We start from the raw sequence: 17,700 nt of genomic DNA, 5'->3' as shown, positions 1-17,700 counted from the left end.
TATTCCCATGCGTTTAAAACAGGCCGATTCCCGCATATTGCGCAAGCACGGCGGACAAGGCGGCGCCACCTTGCTTGAATTTGCCCTGATAACGCCGGTCTTTCTCATGCTGATAATCGGCATCATCGAATTGAGCATGGCTTATTTTGCCAATATGACCATGCAGCACGCGGTACGCGAAGGCGCGCGTTATGCCGTCACGGGGGCCAAGGACTTGGACCCCGACAGCGCCAACCAGCAGCGCTACCAGGCCGTGATACAGAAGATCAGGGACAGTTCCATGGGCATGTATGACAAGGTCAGCCCCGTGATCGCCGTCAACGGCAGCGATGCCGTCGGCGCCGCCATGTTCGGCCAGGCCGGCGATATCTTCGTCATTTCCGTCGATTGCCGCTGGGCGTTTGCCACGCCGATGATCCGTGCCCTGTTCCGCGATGGGCAGGCGCATTTCGTCGTGGCCGCCACCATGCGCAATGAAAGCTTTGGCGGCCTGTGATGCGCGGCTACTTTCCTGCGCGCGCCCCGCGCGGCATCGCCGCCGTGGAATTTGCCATCGTGCTGCCGCTGCTGGCGCTGCTGCTGTTCATGGTGGTCGATCTGTCACGCGCCATCCAGGCCAAGACCATCTTGCTCAACATCAGCCGCGAAGGCGCCAACCTGGCTTCGCGCTCCACGTCCGACCTGAGCGGATCTAGCCAGGCCATCATGAACGCGCTGGCGGCCAGCACGCCGCCGCTGGACATGAACCAGCGCGGCATGATCTACATCACCAAGATCATGGGCTACACGGCCAAGAGCGGCATGCGCAACATCGTGCTGGAACAGTACCGCTGGGATGCGGGCGCGAAGGCAAGCGGCTACCTGCCCGCCAGCCAGGTGTGGCAATGCGGCAGCTGGAGCAATGGCGCGTGCACGGGCATCGCCAAGGACGAGTCCGCCCCCACGGTGGCCTTGATGCGGGACCAGCTGTCCGACGGCGAACTGATCTACGCCGTGGAAACTTTCTACAATTTCGACATGCTGTTCGGCACCTTGAAATTTGGCAACAGCACGACGCCCGTTCTGGGCCCCAACCTCACTTCGATGACGGTATTCTGATGCGCATTCCACACAAGCGGCAAGGTGGGCAAGTGCTGATCATGGTGGCGCTGTCGGCCGTCGTTTTGATCGCCTCGGTGGGCCTGGCCGTCGATTCGGCCCTCGGCTACTTCGTCAAGGCCAAGCTCAACGCGGCCGTCGACTCGGCCAGCCTGGCGGCGGCGCGCGGCGTCACGGCGGGCAGCTCGGAAGAGGAACAGCGGACCAATGCGCGCCAGTCGGCCAAGGAATTTTTCGACATCAATTATCCGGACCAGTTCCTGCTGTCGACGCCGACCCTGCATCCGGTCGGCGTGGTTTTCGACAAGGGCACCGTCACCATCGACGTCTCGGCCACCGCCTCGCTGCCCGTCTCGCTGATGGGCGTACTCGGCTTCAAGACCCTGAACGTGGCGGCCAGCGCGCAAACCATCCGCAAGGACCTGGACATGGTGCTGGTGATGGATACCTCGGGCTCGCTGGCTAGCAATGCCGACGCCGTGCGGGCGGCGGGCAAGTCCTTCCTGAACAAATTCAACTCCACGGTCGACCGGGTCGGCTTGCTGCACTTCGCCTCGGAAGCGCAGATCGATGTCCCGATCAGGCAGGTCGAGCGCGGTTTCGACCGCGCCAGCATGACCATGAAAGGTGGAAAGATCGATCAATTCGCCTTTGTCGGCGGCACCAATTCTTCCGCAGGCATGTTCCAGGCACGCAAGCAGCTGAACGACATCGGACAGGTCAACCGCTCCAGCCTGCGCGTCATCGTGTTTTTTTCCGATGGCTCGCCTGCGGCATTTTCCTCGTACTTCCCCAATACAGGCGGCAAATGCAAGACGGCGGGCGCGCTGGCCACCTTTACGGCTTTGCAAAGCCCCGCGCTGGTCGGTCTGTACAAGATGGCAGTGAGCGACACGCGCCAGTACGGCGACTGCGATGCCATGCAGATCACGGCGCTTCCTCCTTGGTACAACGCGAATAATGCGTACGCCAAAGCCAACGACGTAGGGCTGCGCGAATTTCCCATCGTCACCAACACACCGCGCGTCGTGACCTCGTCCATCGCCTCGGCCCAGGTGCAATGGACGAATGTGCACCGCGCCTCGCGCAACTTGGTCGAGGCGATGGCGGCCAAAGCACGCCAGGAAGGCATTTACGTCTTTACCCTGGGCATGGGCGCTTCGCTGAAAAACAAGGAGGGACCGGACAAGGAGCTCGGTGAAGACTTGCTGCGCTGCCTGGCCAATACCACCGATGCGAAAGCGGCTTGCCGCAAGCCGGCCGAACCTGTAGGCCTGTACTGCTATGCCGCCACGGACAGCGACCTGAGCCCCTGTTTCACGCGGCTTGCCTCGGCCATCCTGCGCATTTCCAAATAAGGCCCGGTAGCTCCTAGAAGGCGAAGCAGCTGCAGCCCAGGGTGCCCCAGAATCCGGAAAAATCGCTGACCGGCACGGCCGACTTGCGCGCCCGGTCGTGGGCGTGGGCGTGCACGCCGCAGGCGCCCGCGCACTGGTGCGGCATGGCGGCTTGCGCCTGCTTGGCCACGGGCTGGTAATGGCCGGGCACCGTGCGCACGGGCGACCACTCTGGCAGTACGGGAATCGGTGGCGGCGCCAGATTGGTGAACTCCGCCTGACCATAGACGACCTTGCCGCCCACCATGGTCAGCACGGATTCGATGGACTTGATCGCCTCTTCCGGCACCGTGAAATAATCGGCCGACAGCACGGAGAGATCGGCCAGCATGCCCTCGCGGATACGCCCCTTCTTGCCTTGCTCGCTGGAGAACCAGGCGCTGCCCGCCGTCCACAGTTCCAGCGCCGTGTCGCGCGACAGTCTGCCCGCCGCATCCGTCAGGGCCAGGCCGCCCACGGTGCGCCCCGAAACCAGCCAGTACAGCGCCGTCCACGGGTTGTAGCTGGCGACCCGGGTCGCATCCGTGCCGCCGCCCACGGGCACGCCCGCGTCGAGCATGCGCTGCACGGGCGGCGTGGCTTTCGCCGCGTCGGCGCCATAGCGCTCGACGAAGTACTCGCCCTGGAAGGCCATGCGGTGCTGGATGGCCAGGCCGCCGCCCAGCGCCCTGACCCGGTCGATGTTTTTCGGGCTGATGGTTTCCGCGTGGTCGAACAGCCAGTGCAAGCCGCCGAACGGCGTGTCGCGGTTGACCTTTTCAAATACGTCGAGCATGCGGCTGATCGATTCGTCATAGGTGGCGTGCAGGCGGAACGGCCAGCGCTGCTCGACCAGGTGGCGCACGACCTTTTCCAGCTCGTCTTCCATGCCGGCCGCCAGCTCGGGGCGCGGTTCGAGGAAATCCTCGAAGTCGGCGGCGGAAAACACGAGCATTTCGCCGGCGCCGTTATGCCGGTAAAAGTCCGTGCCGTCACCGGGCTTGATCATGCCCGTCCACTTCTGGAAGTCCTGCAGTTCCGCGCCCTTGTTTTGCGTGAACAGGTTGTAGGCGATGCGGATGGTCAGCTGCTCTTTCTGCGCCAGCTCGTCGACGACGGCATAATCCTCGGGATAATTCTGGAAGCCGCCGCCCGCGTCGATGGCGCTGGTGATGCCGAGGCGGTTCAATTCGCGCATGAACTGGCGCGTGGAGTTCACTTGCAATTCCAGCGGCAGCTTGGGGCCTTTCGCCAGGGTCGCATACAGGATCATGGCGTTCGGCCGGGCGATCAGCAAGCCGGTCGGGTTGCCGGCCGCATCGCGCACGATTTCGCCGCCGGGCGGGTTCGGCGTGTTCTTGTCGTAGCCGACGGCGCGCAGGGCGGCGCGGTTCAGCAGTGCGCGGTCGTACAGGTGCAGGATGAAGACGGGCGTGTCGGGAGCGGCCGCGTTGATTTCATCGAGGGTCGGCATGCGCTTTTCCGCGAACTGGAACTCCGTCCAGCCACCGACGACGCGCACCCATTGCGGGTTCGGCGTACGCAAGGCCTGTTCCTTCAGCATGCGCAAGGCGTCGGCCAGCGAGGGCACGCCTTCCCAGCGCAATTCCAGGTTGTAGTTCAAGCCGCCGCGGATCAGGTGCAAATGCGAGTCGTTCAGGCCGGGAATCACCGTGCGGCCATCGAGGTCGATCACCTGCGTGGCGGGGCCGCGATGGCGCATCACGTCTTCCACGTCGCCCACGGCGAGAAATTTGCCATCGGCGATGGCGACGGCGGACGCCAGCGGCTGCGTCCTGTCGACCGTGTGGAAACGGCCGTTGAGCAAGATGGTGTTTGCGTGCATGGGAACTCCCGGATCAAATGAAAACACGGCCCCGCCGGCGGGCGGCGGAGCCAAAATCAGCGAAAAATCAATGGCCTTCGCTGGCGTTGAACATCGATTTGGCGTAGATCAGGCCCAGGCCATAACCGCCGCCGTGCGCCACGGCCGTCGCCACCGTCTCATTGTAGGTCTCGCCGCGGGCCCAGTCGCGCTGCAGTTCCAGCAAGTATTGCACGGACGTCATCGGCTGCGCACCCGCCTGTATCATGCGCTGCATGGCCATCGCATGCGCTTCGTCGGAAACGTCGCCGCTGGCGTCGGCGATCACGTAGACTTCAAAACCCTGTTCCAGCGCCGACAGCGCAGGTCCCACGATGCAGACGGAGGTCCACAGGCCGGCCAGCACGATCTTGCCCTTGCCGTAGCCATTCACCTTGTCGGCGATGCGCGCATCTTCCCAGGTATTCATGCTGGTGCGGTCGATCGGCGCCTGATCCGGGAAGACGGACTGGATCTCGTCGAAGATCGGGCCGGAGAACGATTTGGCGGCCACCGTCGTCAAAATCGTCGGCACCTTGAATTCCGCCGCCGCCTTGGCCACCAGGGCCGCATTGTTGCGCAGCAGGGCCAGGTCGATGGAGCGGGTGGCGAACGCCATCTGCGACTGGTGGTCGATCATGATCAGGGTATGATCGTTCGGGGTCAGCAGTTTTTGGGCGGCTTGGGCGGTGGCGATAGGCATGATGTTTTTTCCTTAGTGAAAATAATTGAATATAAAAATACGGATGTCGTTATACGGTGCTGCTGCTCCTGCCCTTGCGTCACGCTGTGTGTACCGGGCCAGTGCTATGCAGTATGGACGAGATACTTTGAAAACAAAAACGGAAAGAATGCCAAGCTATATGCAATTTTTTCGATAATGAAAAAAATGGCCGCGACAACAGCCTGTCCTCAAGGAGAAAACATGGGATTTGAATTCAGGATCGCGGCCAGCCTGACGCCAGAGCAGCGTCAGCACATCGCGCAGCTGCTGGCGGCACGGCCACAGGCGCCCGGCGCCATGCCCGACACGGACGCCAGGCTGACGGACGCCGGCCTGTATATCTGCCAGTACCTGCGCCCGGAGCCGTGGCACGGCCTGGAAGCCCTGCGCGCCTGGTTTGATACGCACGGCGTGCGCTATGCCGCCGAAGAGATCGACGACTGAATAAAACCTACAAGGAGCCTTCGAGCATGACGCGTAGGGTGCGGTAGCTGCCCGTATCGACCGTGCGCAGCAGGCTGCCGCCGCCATCCGCATACAGGCTGCGCGTGCGCTCAAGCTGGCGCAGCAGATTGGCGCCCGACACGCGCAGGCGCAGCTGGTCGCTGAAGGTCCACAACGCGTACAGATCCAGTTCCCGCCGGACGCCCTGCCAGACCAGCAACTGGCTTGACTCGCGCGACCGTCCACCGCCCTGGTAATGCAGATTGCCGCCCAGGGTCAAGGGCTTGCCGGCCAGCCGGTAATCGGCGCCCAGGTTGGCGCTCCACGGCAGCTGGCCATCGAGGCGGTTGTCCGGGCCGGCGACGGCGTCCAGCGTCGACCAGTTGCGCGCCACGTTCGCCCGCAGGTCCAGCGCCGGGGCGCCCGCCCACAGCGCCGACAGCGGCAGCTTCGCTTCCAGTTCAATGCCGCGCACCTGCGCCCTGCCCTGATTGACGGGCGTGGCCACCCAGCGCCCCTGATCCTGATACAGCCGGTCCAGCATTACGTCGTCGATGCGCCGCAGCGAAGCGCTGGCGCCCAGCATGGCGCCTTGCCCAAGATAGTATTCGTAGGCCGCATCCAGGCCCCACGCCAGTTCCGGGCGCAGCGCCGGGTTGCCCTGGCTATCGGGATTCACGGGACTATTGCCGTTGTCGTTGAGGTAGGGGCGCGGGATCAGCTGGAAAATCTGCGGCGCCTTGTAGGTGCGGGTGACGGCCAGGCGCACCTGATCCTTGCCGGCCAGCTTCCACAGGCTTTGCAGCACGGGGCTCCATACCTGCGCGCGCACGTCGACGCGGCGCTGCGCGCCACCATTGGCGCTGGCCGTGCGCAAGGCTTCCCAGCGCAGCCCCAGATACAGCGACCAGCGCGCGGAGATATCCCATTCATCCTGCGCGAACAGGGCCAGGCGCCGCACTGTGGCCGCATAGTCTTCGTCCGGCAGCACGGGTGGACCGCCCGGCGACAGCTGGCGTTCGCGGCGGAACTCCGTGCGCCGCCGGTTGCCCGCATCCCAGCCCGTCGCCAGCGCATGTCCCTGGCCCAGAGTCCGGCGATAGGTACCGCTGGTCTGCACGCCCACATCATCGAGGCCCGCATCGACCCGGCGCACATTCGCCGGCCCGGGCGCGGCGCTGACGCCCTGGAACAGATAGTCGCTGCCACGGTGGTTGGCATCGAGGCCCAGTTTCATATCGAGGCTATCCCCTTGTCCGAACTTGCGCAGCCAGTGCAGATCGCTGCGCACGGTGCTGCTGTCCTGAGTGAACGCGGCGTCGTTGTCCGGATAATCGGTATGGCCGCCCAGGTAAGCCGTTTCCACGACTTGGCGGCGGCTGGCCAGGCGGCGCAAGCTGACCAGGCTTTGCCAGGCCAGGCTGTCTTCGCCCGCCAGCGCCCATTGCAAACGGGGCGCCAGCTCGAACGTATCGCTGGTCACGCGCTCGGTCAGCGGCATATGGCGCACCACCGTGGGCCTGCCTTCGCCATCAAATGCGCGGTTCCATTCGTCGAGCAAGCCCCGGCGTCCCGTGTGCGCGAGCGTGCCGGCCAGCGCATACGACAGGCGGCCGTCCTTGTCCGCCCACTGCACGGTGGCGCTGCCGGCGGGCATGCCGTGGCTGCCGGATGCCCCCAGCTTGAAGGTGCGTTCGCGCCGCTTGCCCGATTTTTTCAGCACGATATTGATGGAGCCGGCGATCGCCTGGGCGGAAAATTGCGCCGTGGCGGCACGCATGATTTCCACGCGTTCGACCAGTTCCGGGTCCAGCGAGTCGAGCGAAAAACCGGGCGGCACGGGCACGCCGTCGAGCATGATCAAGGTATACCCCTGGCCCAGTCCGCGCAGCTGGATTTGCCCGCCAGCCGTGCCGCCGAGGGTAATGCCGGGCAGGCGTTTCAGGGCGTCGGACAGGGCACGGTCACCCTGGCGTATCAATTCCTCGTGGCCGACGACGATGGCGGCGACGGTGTCGTTGCGGCGCTGGTCCACCTTGCCCGCAGTGACCGTCACGGAAGGCAGGACGTCTTCGGCACGCACGTGCGCCGTCAACGGCAGCGCAAGGCTGCACAATAAAATACTCAATCGCATGGGAAATCCTGAAAAGGGCTGTGGTGATGTCGGCTTGCGCGTTCCCGCGCTAAGCCGACCCGTGGCCAGCTCACGCTAATGGCCGAACTGTTCCTTGCGCACGCGCAGGGCGCGCGCGGTGGCGTTGGCATCAAGGCCGGCCAGCCACTGTTGCGGATCCTGCAAGCGCCCGTCCCGGGTGACCTCGAAATGCAGATGCGGCCCCGTCGCCAGACCGGTGGCGCCCACGGTGCCGATGGCCTGCCCTGCCGTGACGGCCATGCCGGTCGTCAGCGTGACCCGGTCGAGATGGGCATACAGCGACGCGACGCCAGCGCCATGGTCAATGCGCACGGCCTTGCCAAGGCGCGCATCTTCGCTGACGCTGGCGATGCCGTCGGCCGCCGCATGCACGGGCGTGCCGCGCCTGGCGCCCAGATCGATGCCGCGATGGCCTTGCGGCGTCAACTCGCGCACGACGCCAAAGAAGCCGGTCACGCGCATGCTATCCAGGGGATTGCGCAAGAGAGCTGGCGCCGTCGCCGGCGCAGCGAGCATGCTTGCCGGCGCGGCTGCCACGGCCCACGCCAGTGCCGGCTGCAGCGCCAGGCTGGCCGCGCCGATCGCGCACAGCAGCAGCGCCGTCAGCACCCGCAAGGCCGGAGGTGGACGACCCTGGCCGTCACGCATGCGCAGCAGGCGCTCGGCCATGCTGCCGCCACCAAAGGCCAGCCCCGGCAGCGGTTGTGCCTGCAGGCCCAGTTGCCTGACCAGCGCCGCCGCATATTGCTGGCGCTGGCGCGGGGGCCGGCCAGCCAGTACCTGGCGGTCGCAACCGAGCTCTTGCGCCCAAGCCAGCTGGCCGGCCAGCCAGCGCGCGGCAGGATTGAACCACAGCAGCGCCTGCAGGACGGTGGCCAGCAGCCGGAGCACGGGGTCGCGCCGGCGTGCATGGGTCAGCTCATGGGCGATCACCAGCTGCTGCTGTTCCGGCGTAAATTGCGCCAGGTGCGCCGGCAACAGCAGACGCGGCCGCCACACGCCCACCAGCATCGGCGAGATCGGCGCCTCCACTTCCAGCACGTCCATGCCATGCAGCCGGCGGCGCCGCGCAAGCCGCAGCAAGGTGCGCAACATGGCGTGGCCACGCTGCCAGCGCCAGGCGGTCCAAGCGACGCCCAGCAGATAGATCAGGCCCCAGGCGGACGGTACCAGCACCAGCCAGGAAGCAGCGGATGGCAGCCCGGCGGCTGGCGCAGCCATGGCCAGCTGCACGCCGGGCGCCTCGCCGGCCAGGGAAACGGGCACGCTCAGCGCGGGCACCACGCTCAGTTGCCGCGAGTCGGGCAGCAGCGGCAGCACAAACACGGCGACCAGCACCAGTTGGGCACCCAGCCACACGCTGCGCTGCGCCGCCAGCGCGGGCCAGCGCCGTTGCGCCAGACTCAGCAAAGCCCACAGCAGCGGACCGGTCACGAGACAGGCGACGCTGGCCTGCAACAGCGTGAGGGAAAACAGCAGCATCGCTTATTCCTTTCCCTCGAGCGGCCAGTCCTGCAGCAGTTGCTCCAGCGCCGCCAGTTCCTGCTGGTCCACCAGTTTGCTGCCCGTAAACATACTGACCGGCAAGGGACTGTCGATTTCCATCACGCGCCGGCCAAAATCGTGGGCGAACGCGGCCAGGGTGGCCACCTTGTCCACGTTCGCTTCATACACGAGCACGCCATGCACGCTGCGCTGCAGCAGCATGCCCTTGTCCAGCATGCGCTCGACCGTCTTGCGCGTGGACGAAAATGACCATCCCAATTCTTCTTCCACCCTGGCATGCAATTCACGCGCGGACAATGGGTGGTCTTTCCACAAGGCTTTCAATAACGACAGTTCGGTGACGGAGGGCGTGCTCATGGTATATCCTTTAGTGACTATTGACACAATTATGCGACAACAGTCACATGCACGCAAGCACTATTTGCGACAGCTGTCGCATGCGCTAAAACACCTCCCGCGCGTCTTCCGCTCGGGCAGGCCATTTCCAAGTGGCCGCGAAAGGCCGCCTTGCCCGTGATCACGTCGCCGCTGCCCAGTTTCCATATCGTATAGCTGAGGCTTTCCACAACGGCAGCGTGCCTTGACCTCGCTTTTCTTTACTTGCGACATTGCAAACCTGAAACAAAACAGGCGCGTTTTTGCCAGGCTGTTATACTTCGCGTGTGCGGCACATATGACCAGTCCCCTTGCCGCTGTCTTTCGACCCCTAATCTGATTGCCTGCGACTGGCGCCTCACGATGGCGACAGGCCGATCTCACAATAAAGTTACCATGTCCTTTTCCTCCCTCGGATTGTCCGACGCTATCGTACGTGCCGTTACCGAACACGGCTACACCGTGCCGACCCCGATCCAGTCGCAGGCGATTCCCGCCGTGCTGGCTGGCGGCGACTTGCTGGCCGGTGCACAAACCGGTACCGGCAAGACGGCCGGCTTCACCCTGCCCGTGCTGCACCGCCTGTCGACGGACGCCAATGGCGCATCCATCACCAGCAACACCTCGACGCGCCCTATCCGCGCCCTGATCCTGGCCCCGACGCGCGAACTCGCCGCGCAGGTCGAGGAAAGCGTGCGCGCCTACAGCAAGTACACCAAATTGAACTCGACCGTGATCTTCGGCGGCGTCGGCATCAACCCGCAAATCAAGCAGCTCAAGCATGGCGTCGACATCCTCGTCGCCACGCCAGGCCGCTTGCTGGACCACATGGGCCAGGGCACGGTCGACCTGTCGAAAGTGGAAATCCTGATTCTCGACGAAGCCGACCGCATGCTGGACATGGGTTTCATCCGCGACATCAAGAAAGTGCTGGCCGTCTTGCCGCCGAAACGCCAGAACCTGCTGTTCTCGGCCACGTTCTCGGAAGAGATCAAGGCCCTGGCCGACGGCTTGCTGAACAAGCCAGCCATGATCGAAGTGGCGCGCCGCAATTCGACCGTGGAAGTGATCAAGCAAAAGATCCATCCGGTCGACCGCGACAAGAAGCACCCGATGCTGTCCTACCTGATCAAGTCGAACAACTGGACGCAAGTGCTGGTCTTTACGCGCACCAAACATGGCGCCAATAAACTGGTCGAACAGCTGGGCGCGGACGGCATCGGCGCCCTGGCCATCCACGGCAACAAGAGCCAGTCGGCGCGCACGCGCGCGCTGTCCGAGTTCAAGGATGGCACCCTGCAAGTGCTGGTCGCCACCGACATCGCCGCGCGCGGTATCGATATCGACCAGTTGCCGCACGTCGTCAACTACGACTTGCCGAACATTCCGGAAGACTATGTGCACCGTATCGGCCGTACGGGCCGTGCCGGCGCCAAGGGCGAAGCCGTGTCGCTGGTCTGCGTGGATGAGCACGAAATGTTGAAAGACATTGAAAAGCTGATCAAGCAAACCCTGCCGCGCGAAGTCATCGAAGGCTTCGAGCCCGACCTGAACGCCCGCGCCCAGCCTGTGCAATTGCGCAGCGGCACCGGTGGCCACCGCAACAACAGCCGCGCGCCAGCGGGCGCCGTCGTGCGCGTGAAAACCGGCGGCAGCGGCGCCAAGCCACGCAGCGCCGGCCCATCGGGCGGCGGTGGCGGCGGTAACCGCAGCGGCAATGCGCCGCGTTCGGCAGCATCGCACCGTTCCGGCGGTCGCGGCCGTTAATACCCGCAGGTAAGCGTATCGCAGCAATCAAAACCGTTCCAGAACTTGTTTCTGGAACGGTTTTTTCATGCCCGCCACCAATTGCCGATTTGGGCTAGGATAGTGTCCATTGCCCTCACCTGCGTGCCGCCATGCCGAACTTCGCTGCCAACCTCAGCATGATGTTTACCGAACTGCCCTTCCTCGACCGCTTTGCCGCCGCCAGGGAAGCGGGCTTCGATGCCGTTGAATTCCTGTTTCCCTATGCCGTCGAGGCGCGGCAGATCGCCATGCGGCTGGAAACTCACCATCTGCAGCTGGCCCTCTTCAACTTTCCGCCCGGCGACTGGGAGCATGGCGAGCGTGGCATTGCCTGCGACCCGCGCCGGGGCGAGGAATTCCGCAGCAACGTGCAGCTGGCGCTCAACTATGCGCTGGCGCTCGGGGCAAAACAGCTGCACTGCATGTCCGGCATCGTGCCGCCCGGCATGAGCCTGGAGCGGGCGCGGCAAAGCCTGATCGGCAACCTGCAATTTGCGGCCGACGCCTGCCGTCCGCATGGCATCAACGTGCTGATCGAGCCGATCAACCACCACGACATGCCCGGTTACTTCCTGAACCATAGCCAGCAGGCGGCCGACATCATCGCCGACTGCCAGCGCAGCAATATCTTCCTTCAGTACGACATTTATCACATGCAGCGCATGGAAGGCGAACTGAGCAACACCATCCGCGCCATGCTGCCCCTGATCCGCCACATCCAGATCGCCGACACGCCGGGCCGTCACGAGCCGGGCACGGGCGAGATCAACTACCGCCACCTGTTCAAGCTGCTGGACCAGGTCGGCTACGCAGGCTGGGTCGGCTGCGAATACCGTCCCGCCAGCGACACCGTTGCCGGACTCGGTTGGCGCGAGCAATTGACGAGCGCCTGATCGCAGTCTGCTTGCGCCCGCACAAGGCGGGTAGGGCAGGCCGGCACGACAATACCTTTCCATACAGTATTTCCTGTCGAGAGGTGACGTGTCCGCCATGCCCGCCCGCCATCGCCGCGCTCTTTACCTGCACCTGTACCTGAGCCTCTTCCTGGCTGCCGTGCTGTGCGGCTGCGCCACGGCGCACCCCGGGCTGGCGCACGTGCGCGCCCTGGCCGCCGGCACCGAGGCATTGAGCGCCTTCAGCGAACTGTCGCAGCGCCACGTGGACAGCTACCAGCGCGCCCGCCCCTATCTGTCGCCCGCCGAAGACGCGCGCGAACGCCTGCTCGATGCGCAGCGCCGCGCCGCGCAGGCGGACGCCGCACGCCTGGCGCAAGCCGTGCGCCTGTACCTGCAGGCGCTGGGCCGGCTGGCCGATGCCGATGCGTATGACGTGCGGCCGGAACTGGCCGGCGCCGGCGCCGCCCTCCGCGCCTGGCCGGGCAGCGGCATCGACGACCGCCATGTCAGCGCGTACACCCAGTTGCTGCAGCAACTGTCGCGCCTGAGCGGCGCGGCCAGCCAGCAGGCGCACCTGGCACAAGTGCTGCACGATGGCGACGCGCCGCTGCAAGCCTTGCTGGCCGCGCTCGACAGCTTGCTGGCGCTGTACGACAAAAGCGGCGACAACGAGCGCGACATGGTGCTCGGCTTGCTCGACGTGGAAATCGCGTATGCGGACACGCCGCAGCAGCGCCTGCTGGCCGTGCTGGCGAAAAGCATGCAGCAAAGCAAAACCGAGGAATACCGCCTGGCTGGCTTGCGCCATACCCTGGCGCGCCGGCAACTGGCGGCACTGGGGCGCGAACACGCCCGGCTCGCCGCTACCCTCACCACCACGGAGGCACAATGGACGGATCGGTAGGCAGGAGCAGCAACAGCGAACGCCGCGAAGCGGCCCTCAGCAGCGCCATGCGCGTCGAGCAACTGGCCGACAGCCTGTCCCAGGCGGCCGTCACCCTGCACGGCGCCGTCATGCGCGCCATCCGCAAGCGCGCCAGCCAGGGGGCCGACGGCATCAGCCACAGCCAGGCGCAAGCCGTCTTCGCCCTGGAAGTGGCCTTGCGCCAGCAAGCCAACCAGCTGTATGCCGATGCGGCCGGGCACACGGTGGCGGGCCTGGAGACGGCGCAGCGCCAGCTCAGCGGCCTGCTCGACACGGTGCGCCTGCGCATCGCCCGCAACGACGACGTGCGGCACTGGATCAGCCTGGCGACGAGCTTGTTGCACCTGGGCAGCGCCGTGCTCGCCGGCAATCCCGAACGCATCCTCAGCACCCTGGGCAAGGTGCGTGAGCGGCTGCAAGAGATGGCCCCGGAGTGATTGAAATCGGCCGGCGAGCGCCTATACTGGGACCTCCCCCGCGTGGCAATCGTGCTTGCGGGAAGATGACCAGAGGAGACCAAGATGCGTATCGAACCGTATTTGCAATTCAATGGAAACTGCGCGCAAGCGCTCGAATACTACCGCCAGCACCTGCATGGCACCGACCTGTGCCTGATGCCATTCCGGGGCACGCCGGGGCAGGAGCAAGTCAAGGAAGACTGGTATGACAAGATCATGCACGGCTCCGTGCAGCTGGGTCCCACCATGCTGATGGGTTCGGACGGCGGCTGTACCGAGGATGGCGCCAAGGGCATGCACGGCAGCTCGATCTGCCTGACCGTCGATACGCCGGAAGAGGCGGAACGGGCCTTCGACGCGCTGGCGCGTGACGGCACCATCCAGATGCCCATGGAAGAAACGTTCTGGGCCAAGCGCTTCGGCATGCTGAAAGACCAGTTCGGCGTCGCCTGGATGGTCAACTGCCTGAAAGAGCCAGCATAGAACGGCCGCTGCCAGCCTGCGCCGCGTCAAACGCGGCGCGGGTGGTAGCGCAAGCAGAGCCGCCAATCTTGGACTACCATGATGGAAGTAACCTCTACCGGGTGATGGCCATGAATGGATTGCCGCAAGACCAGTTGCAGCGCCTGCAGGGCGTGCTGGAGCAACGCAAGCTGGCGTTGCTGGAACAGATCGAGAACGAAGCGGCCGAAGCGGACGCGCGCGCCTCCTTGCTCAATGAAATCGAAGCCTCGCCGGCCGACAACGCCAGCGTGCGCACCTTGAACGCCCTCGTCAGCGAAGCGGCCGAGCACAATCAGGCGCAGCTGGCCATCATCAAGCACGCGCTGGCCAAGTTTGCCGATGGCAGCTACGGCCTGTGCGACAACTGCGGCGAAGCCATCGGCCTGTCGCGTCTGAACGCCCGCCCCGAAGCGCGCCTGTGCATCGATTGCCAGACGCGGCTGGAAAAAGCCCGGCGCCCAATACCATGACGGCAGCATGACTGCGCAACAACAAAGGGCAAGGCATCGCTGCCCTGCCCTTGTTTTCCAGCGTGACTGCCATTGCCTGCCGTCCGCCGCCAGCGTCTGTGCGCCGGCTGGGTGGACGGGTCTCCTCTACTGCCATTGCCTCTGTGCAAGCTGTACGCTTGCTTAACTCATGTGCTGTCCGCCATTGATGGCGATGTTCGCGCCCGTGACAAACGCGGCCTCGTCCGACGCCAGGTAAGCGACCAGGGCCGCCACTTCGTCCGGCTCGCCCAGGCGGCCCAGGGGAATTTGCGGCAGGATCTTCGTTTCCATGATATCGGCGGGCACGGCCGTCACCATCTGCGTGCGCAGGTAGCCGGGCGAGACCGTGTTGACGGTGATGCCGTGGCGCGCCACTTCCAGCGCCAGCGCCTTGCTGAAACCATGCACACCCGCCTTGGCGGCCGCGTAGTTGCACTGGCCAAACGCGCCCTTCTGGCCATTGACGGACGAGATATTGATGATGCGGCCCCAGCGGTTGGCCAGCATCGGTTCGAGCACCTGCTTGCTCATGTTGAACAGGCTGTCGAGATTGGTGCGCATGACCTCGGACCAGTGCGGCAACTCCATCTTGCGCATGCTCTGGTCGCGCGTGATGCCGGCGTTGTTGACAAGCACGTCGATGCGGCCGAACTGCGCCAGCACGCTGGCCACGGCCTCGCTGCAGGCAGCGAAATCCGTCACGTCGATGGCCAGCGGATGGAAATAATACTGCTGCGCCTGCTGCTCGTCGAGCCAGCTTGCCACCCGCGCATTGTCCGGCGTATGCGCGGCCACAACGGCAAAGCCCGCCCCATGCAGGCGGCGGCACAAGGCCGTCCCCAGGCCGCCCATGCCGCCCGTGACCAGCGCTACCTTTTGTTCCTTCATGACTGTCTCTCCCCGCTTGTTATGGTTGTTCTGCGTGGCATCAAGTGTAGGAGCAGTTTTTATTGCCAGCCTTGCGCCAGATCAAGTGCTCAGCCTGATGCAGTCGTGCGCGGCCGGCACCCCGGACTGTGCCAGAATGGCCGCTACTGCACAGCGAGAGGACAAGCCATGACGTACAAGACCGTATTGCTCCACATCGACGACAGCGCCGGGCGCGCCGCCCGCATCGAAGCGGCGGCCAGCATCGCCCAGGCTTGCGGCGGCCACCTGACGGGTGTGGCGCTGACGGGCGTGTCGCGCCTGCTGTACCAGAACCAGCCCGACCTCGATGCCGACCCGAACCTGAGCTTGCACCTGAACTTCCTGCGCGATCGGGCCACGCACGCCCTCGACGGTTTCGAGGCGCAGGTGCGCGCAGCCGGTGTCGCTTCGTTCGAACAGCGCGTGCTCGACGACGAGGCGGCGGGCGGCATCAGCCTGCTGGCCCGCTATGCGGACCTGGTTGTCATCAGCCAATACAATGCCAAGGATAAGTCGCCGTCCGTGATGCGCGACTTTCCCGCCTACGTGCTGCTGCATTCGGGACGTCCCGTGCTGATCGTGCCGTATACGCCGCCGCTGCCCCTGCTGGCGCCGCCGGCGGCCGCGCGCAATGTACTCATATCCTGGAACGCCAGCAAGGAAGCGAGCCGCGCCGTGAGCGCCGCCCTGCCCCTGCTGCAGCGCGCCGGCCAAGTCCACGTGGCCATCTTCGATGCCCAGGTGCATGCAGCCGAGCACGGCGAACAGCCGGGCGCGGAACTGACGCAATACCTGGCGCGCCACGGCGTGGAAGCGCGGCTGCATTTGCTCGATGGCGGTGGCGTGCGGCGCGGCGATATCGGCGAGGCGCTGCTGTCGCAGGCGGCCGACCTGTCGGCCGACTTGCTGGTGATGGGAGCGTATGGCCATTCGCGCCTGCGCGAAACCATCCTCGGTGGCGTCACGCGCACAATTCTGCAAAGCATGACGATCCCCGTGCTGATGGCGCACTAGGGTGTATTGAAAGCGGCGGGCTAGCCGCCCTGCCAGGGCTGGCTGCGGATCTTTGCCACCTGGCGCTGCGCCAGCCACTGCCACAGCTGCAGCGCGTCGTCCTGCGGCAGGGCCGACATGTGGCGCGGACTGGCCAGGGCGATTTCGCAATCGCGGTCCGACCATTCCTCGAAAGTGACTTCGCCTCCGCTAGCGACCTCGACCTGATACATCAAGCCATCGTCGTAACCAAAACGCAACAGGACGGCGGCCGGGCTGCCATCCTGCGCCACGGCGCCGCCGCGGTAGACCTCGGCCAGCGCATCGGCCAGCTGTGCCGGCGAGGGCGCGCAGATGTCGCGCCCATCGGCCCGTGTCAGAATGAACCATGCCTGTGTCATGACGCGACCTCCTATTCATACCCGTTAGCATGCGAGGCAAGTACTACAGGCAGTCACCTTGGTCCAGTGTCACTTCGGGCGCGCGGAAACTATCCCTGTCGGCATTGTTTACCAATAATTACGAATACTAACAAGGATCATACCTAAATTTCATGCAGCGCGGAATTTATGCATATTCCGCGGCTGGCGCGCCGATTCACGCCACCAGCACGGGTATGCTGAGCGGATCGAAATCCAGCCAGTCGCCATTGGCGATCGTGCCTTCCGCTTCCTCGATGTGCTCGGCGCCGAGACGGTGCAAGGTCTCGAGCGCCCGTTCGCGCTCCTCAAGGCCACCGAGCGCGACGGCGATCAGCATGCCCGGATGGCGGGGCTGGCGACGATTTTCGCCATTACCCTCGCCATTTGCTTCGGGTTCGCCCGCGTCCTTCATCTTGTTGAAACTGTAGAGCGAGCCCACGTGGGCGCCCACGAGCGCCCCCACCACCGGGCCCAGCGGCCCCGTCGCCAGGGTGGTGGCCGCGCCGATGCCCGCACCGACGGCGGCCCCGACGGCCGCGCCTTCCACTACGCCTTCCGGCGTTTCCTTGGCCCCAGGCGACATGTCGCGGTCGCCGCCAAGCGCGTGCAAATCATGCTGGCCCGGCTGGTTGACAAAGAAGGCGCTGATGCGGCTGTCGGGAAACCCCGCCTGGTTCAGGGCCGCGCGCGCGGCGTCGATCTGCTCCTGCAACTGAAAATGACCTGCGATGATGCGTGACATGATACGGCCCTCCTGGTCGGCTGCTGGCGC

General features: G+C 65.0%; 19 protein-coding genes. 11 read left to right on the top strand and 8 right to left on the bottom strand.

The window, feature by feature from the left end; genetic code table 11:
- Nucleotides 1–7: 7 nt before the first annotated feature.
- Genes SKZ59_RS25175 through SKZ59_RS25165 form a run of 3 tightly spaced genes read left to right on the top strand, consistent with a single transcriptional unit; the run spans nucleotide 8 to nucleotide 2,456 of the window.
- Entirely contained in the window at nucleotides 8–496 is a 489-nt protein-coding gene (locus SKZ59_RS25175) for a TadE/TadG family type IV pilus assembly protein (RefSeq protein WP_319993296.1), read from the top strand.
- Nucleotides 496–1,098 (top strand): TadE/TadG family type IV pilus assembly protein, encoded by a 603-nt coding sequence (locus SKZ59_RS25170; protein WP_319993295.1) that lies wholly within the window; start codon nucleotides 496–498, stop codon nucleotides 1,096–1,098. The genes SKZ59_RS25175 and SKZ59_RS25170 overlap by 1 nt, the downstream gene beginning before the upstream one ends.
- Entirely contained in the window at nucleotides 1,098–2,456 is a 1,359-nt protein-coding gene (locus SKZ59_RS25165; RefSeq protein ID WP_319993294.1) for a vWA domain-containing protein, read from the top strand. Before SKZ59_RS25170 ends, SKZ59_RS25165 begins: the two co-directional genes overlap by 1 nt.
- A gap of 13 nt (nucleotides 2,457–2,469) precedes the next feature.
- Here the strand turns inward: SKZ59_RS25165 and SKZ59_RS25160 are convergent, their stop codons facing one another.
- Both SKZ59_RS25160 and SKZ59_RS25155 read right to left on the bottom strand, forming a co-directional pair.
- The gene (locus SKZ59_RS25160; RefSeq protein WP_319993293.1) at nucleotides 2,470–4,320 is read right to left on the bottom strand and encodes an amidohydrolase; all 1,851 of its coding nucleotides are present in this window, start codon (nucleotides 4,318–4,320) and stop codon (nucleotides 2,470–2,472) included.
- A gap of 67 nt (nucleotides 4,321–4,387) precedes the next feature.
- Entirely contained in the window at nucleotides 4,388–5,041 is a 654-nt protein-coding gene (locus SKZ59_RS25155) for a hydrolase (protein ID WP_034758835.1), read from the bottom strand.
- Nucleotides 5,042–5,263: 222 nt separating this feature from the next.
- Here SKZ59_RS25155 and SKZ59_RS25150 point away from each other — a divergent pair, with 222 nt between their 5' ends.
- The gene (locus SKZ59_RS25150; protein ID WP_319993292.1) at nucleotides 5,264–5,506 is read left to right on the top strand and encodes a hypothetical protein; all 243 of its coding nucleotides are present in this window, start codon (nucleotides 5,264–5,266) and stop codon (nucleotides 5,504–5,506) included.
- 7 nt (nucleotides 5,507–5,513) lie between these two features.
- Here SKZ59_RS25150 and SKZ59_RS25145 read toward each other — a convergent pair whose 3' ends face one another.
- From SKZ59_RS25145 to SKZ59_RS25135, 3 genes are all read right to left on the bottom strand, one after another.
- Nucleotides 5,514–7,640 carry a TonB-dependent receptor gene (locus SKZ59_RS25145; protein WP_319993291.1) on the bottom strand — a complete coding sequence of 709 codons (2,127 nt, stop codon included), beginning with the start codon at nucleotides 7,638–7,640 and terminating at the stop codon, nucleotides 5,514–5,516.
- A 75-nt stretch (nucleotides 7,641–7,715) separates the two neighbouring features.
- The gene (locus tag SKZ59_RS25140) at nucleotides 7,716–9,143 is read right to left on the bottom strand and encodes a M23/M56 family metallopeptidase (RefSeq protein ID WP_319993290.1); all 1,428 of its coding nucleotides are present in this window, start codon (nucleotides 9,141–9,143) and stop codon (nucleotides 7,716–7,718) included.
- 3 nt (nucleotides 9,144–9,146) lie between these two features.
- A complete protein-coding gene (locus tag SKZ59_RS25135) occupies nucleotides 9,147–9,524 on the bottom strand; it encodes a BlaI/MecI/CopY family transcriptional regulator (protein WP_072456461.1) in 378 nt (125 codons plus the stop codon).
- 414 nt (nucleotides 9,525–9,938) lie between these two features.
- Between SKZ59_RS25135 and SKZ59_RS25130 the strand changes: the two genes are divergently transcribed.
- From SKZ59_RS25130 to SKZ59_RS25105, 6 genes are all read left to right on the top strand, one after another.
- The gene (locus SKZ59_RS25130; RefSeq protein WP_034758850.1) at nucleotides 9,939–11,309 is read left to right on the top strand and encodes a DEAD/DEAH box helicase; all 1,371 of its coding nucleotides are present in this window, start codon (nucleotides 9,939–9,941) and stop codon (nucleotides 11,307–11,309) included.
- 131 nt (nucleotides 11,310–11,440) lie between these two features.
- Entirely contained in the window at nucleotides 11,441–12,223 is a 783-nt protein-coding gene (otnI, locus tag SKZ59_RS25125; RefSeq protein ID WP_319993289.1) for a 2-oxo-tetronate isomerase, read from the top strand.
- A gap of 97 nt (nucleotides 12,224–12,320) precedes the next feature.
- Nucleotides 12,321–13,130: a hypothetical protein gene (locus SKZ59_RS25120; protein WP_319993288.1), complete on the top strand. Its 810-nt coding sequence runs from the start codon at nucleotides 12,321–12,323 to the stop codon at nucleotides 13,128–13,130.
- A complete protein-coding gene (locus tag SKZ59_RS25115; protein WP_051992001.1) occupies nucleotides 13,115–13,588 on the top strand; it encodes a hypothetical protein in 474 nt (157 codons plus the stop codon). The genes SKZ59_RS25120 and SKZ59_RS25115 overlap by 16 nt, the downstream gene beginning before the upstream one ends.
- Nucleotides 13,589–13,672: 84 nt before the next feature.
- On the top strand, nucleotides 13,673–14,092 hold the full coding sequence (locus SKZ59_RS25110; RefSeq protein ID WP_034758858.1) for a VOC family protein: 420 nt from the start codon (nucleotides 13,673–13,675) through the stop codon (nucleotides 14,090–14,092).
- Between the two features lie 110 nt (nucleotides 14,093–14,202).
- Nucleotides 14,203–14,583: a TraR/DksA family transcriptional regulator gene (locus SKZ59_RS25105; protein WP_072456609.1), complete on the top strand. Its 381-nt coding sequence runs from the start codon at nucleotides 14,203–14,205 to the stop codon at nucleotides 14,581–14,583.
- Nucleotides 14,584–14,745: 162 nt separating this feature from the next.
- Here the strand turns inward: SKZ59_RS25105 and phbB are convergent, their stop codons facing one another.
- Complete coding sequence (gene phbB / locus SKZ59_RS25100) at nucleotides 14,746–15,492, bottom strand: acetoacetyl-CoA reductase (RefSeq protein WP_072456454.1); 747 nt, start codon at nucleotides 15,490–15,492, stop codon at nucleotides 14,746–14,748.
- A 168-nt stretch (nucleotides 15,493–15,660) separates the two neighbouring features.
- Between phbB and SKZ59_RS25095 the strand changes: the two genes are divergently transcribed.
- Nucleotides 15,661–16,527, top strand: a complete 867-nt coding sequence (locus tag SKZ59_RS25095) for a universal stress protein (RefSeq protein ID WP_319993287.1) — start codon at nucleotides 15,661–15,663, stop codon at nucleotides 16,525–16,527.
- A 20-nt stretch (nucleotides 16,528–16,547) separates the two neighbouring features.
- Here SKZ59_RS25095 and SKZ59_RS25090 read toward each other — a convergent pair whose 3' ends face one another.
- Both SKZ59_RS25090 and SKZ59_RS25085 read right to left on the bottom strand, forming a co-directional pair.
- Nucleotides 16,548–16,907 (bottom strand): hypothetical protein, encoded by a 360-nt coding sequence (locus tag SKZ59_RS25090; RefSeq protein WP_034758862.1) that lies wholly within the window; start codon nucleotides 16,905–16,907, stop codon nucleotides 16,548–16,550.
- A gap of 196 nt (nucleotides 16,908–17,103) precedes the next feature.
- Nucleotides 17,104–17,670: a glycine zipper domain-containing protein gene (locus SKZ59_RS25085; protein ID WP_319993286.1), complete on the bottom strand. Its 567-nt coding sequence runs from the start codon at nucleotides 17,668–17,670 to the stop codon at nucleotides 17,104–17,106.
- Nucleotides 17,671–17,700: the final 30 nt, after the last annotated feature.

It is taken from the genome of Janthinobacterium sp. GMG2 (genome assembly GCF_033949445.1).
Lineage (GTDB): Bacteria > Pseudomonadota > Gammaproteobacteria > Burkholderiales > Burkholderiaceae_D > Janthinobacterium > Janthinobacterium aestuarii.
Note: the sequence above shows the minus strand (reverse complement) of the source record. Positions and strands in the feature narration are given on the sequence as shown.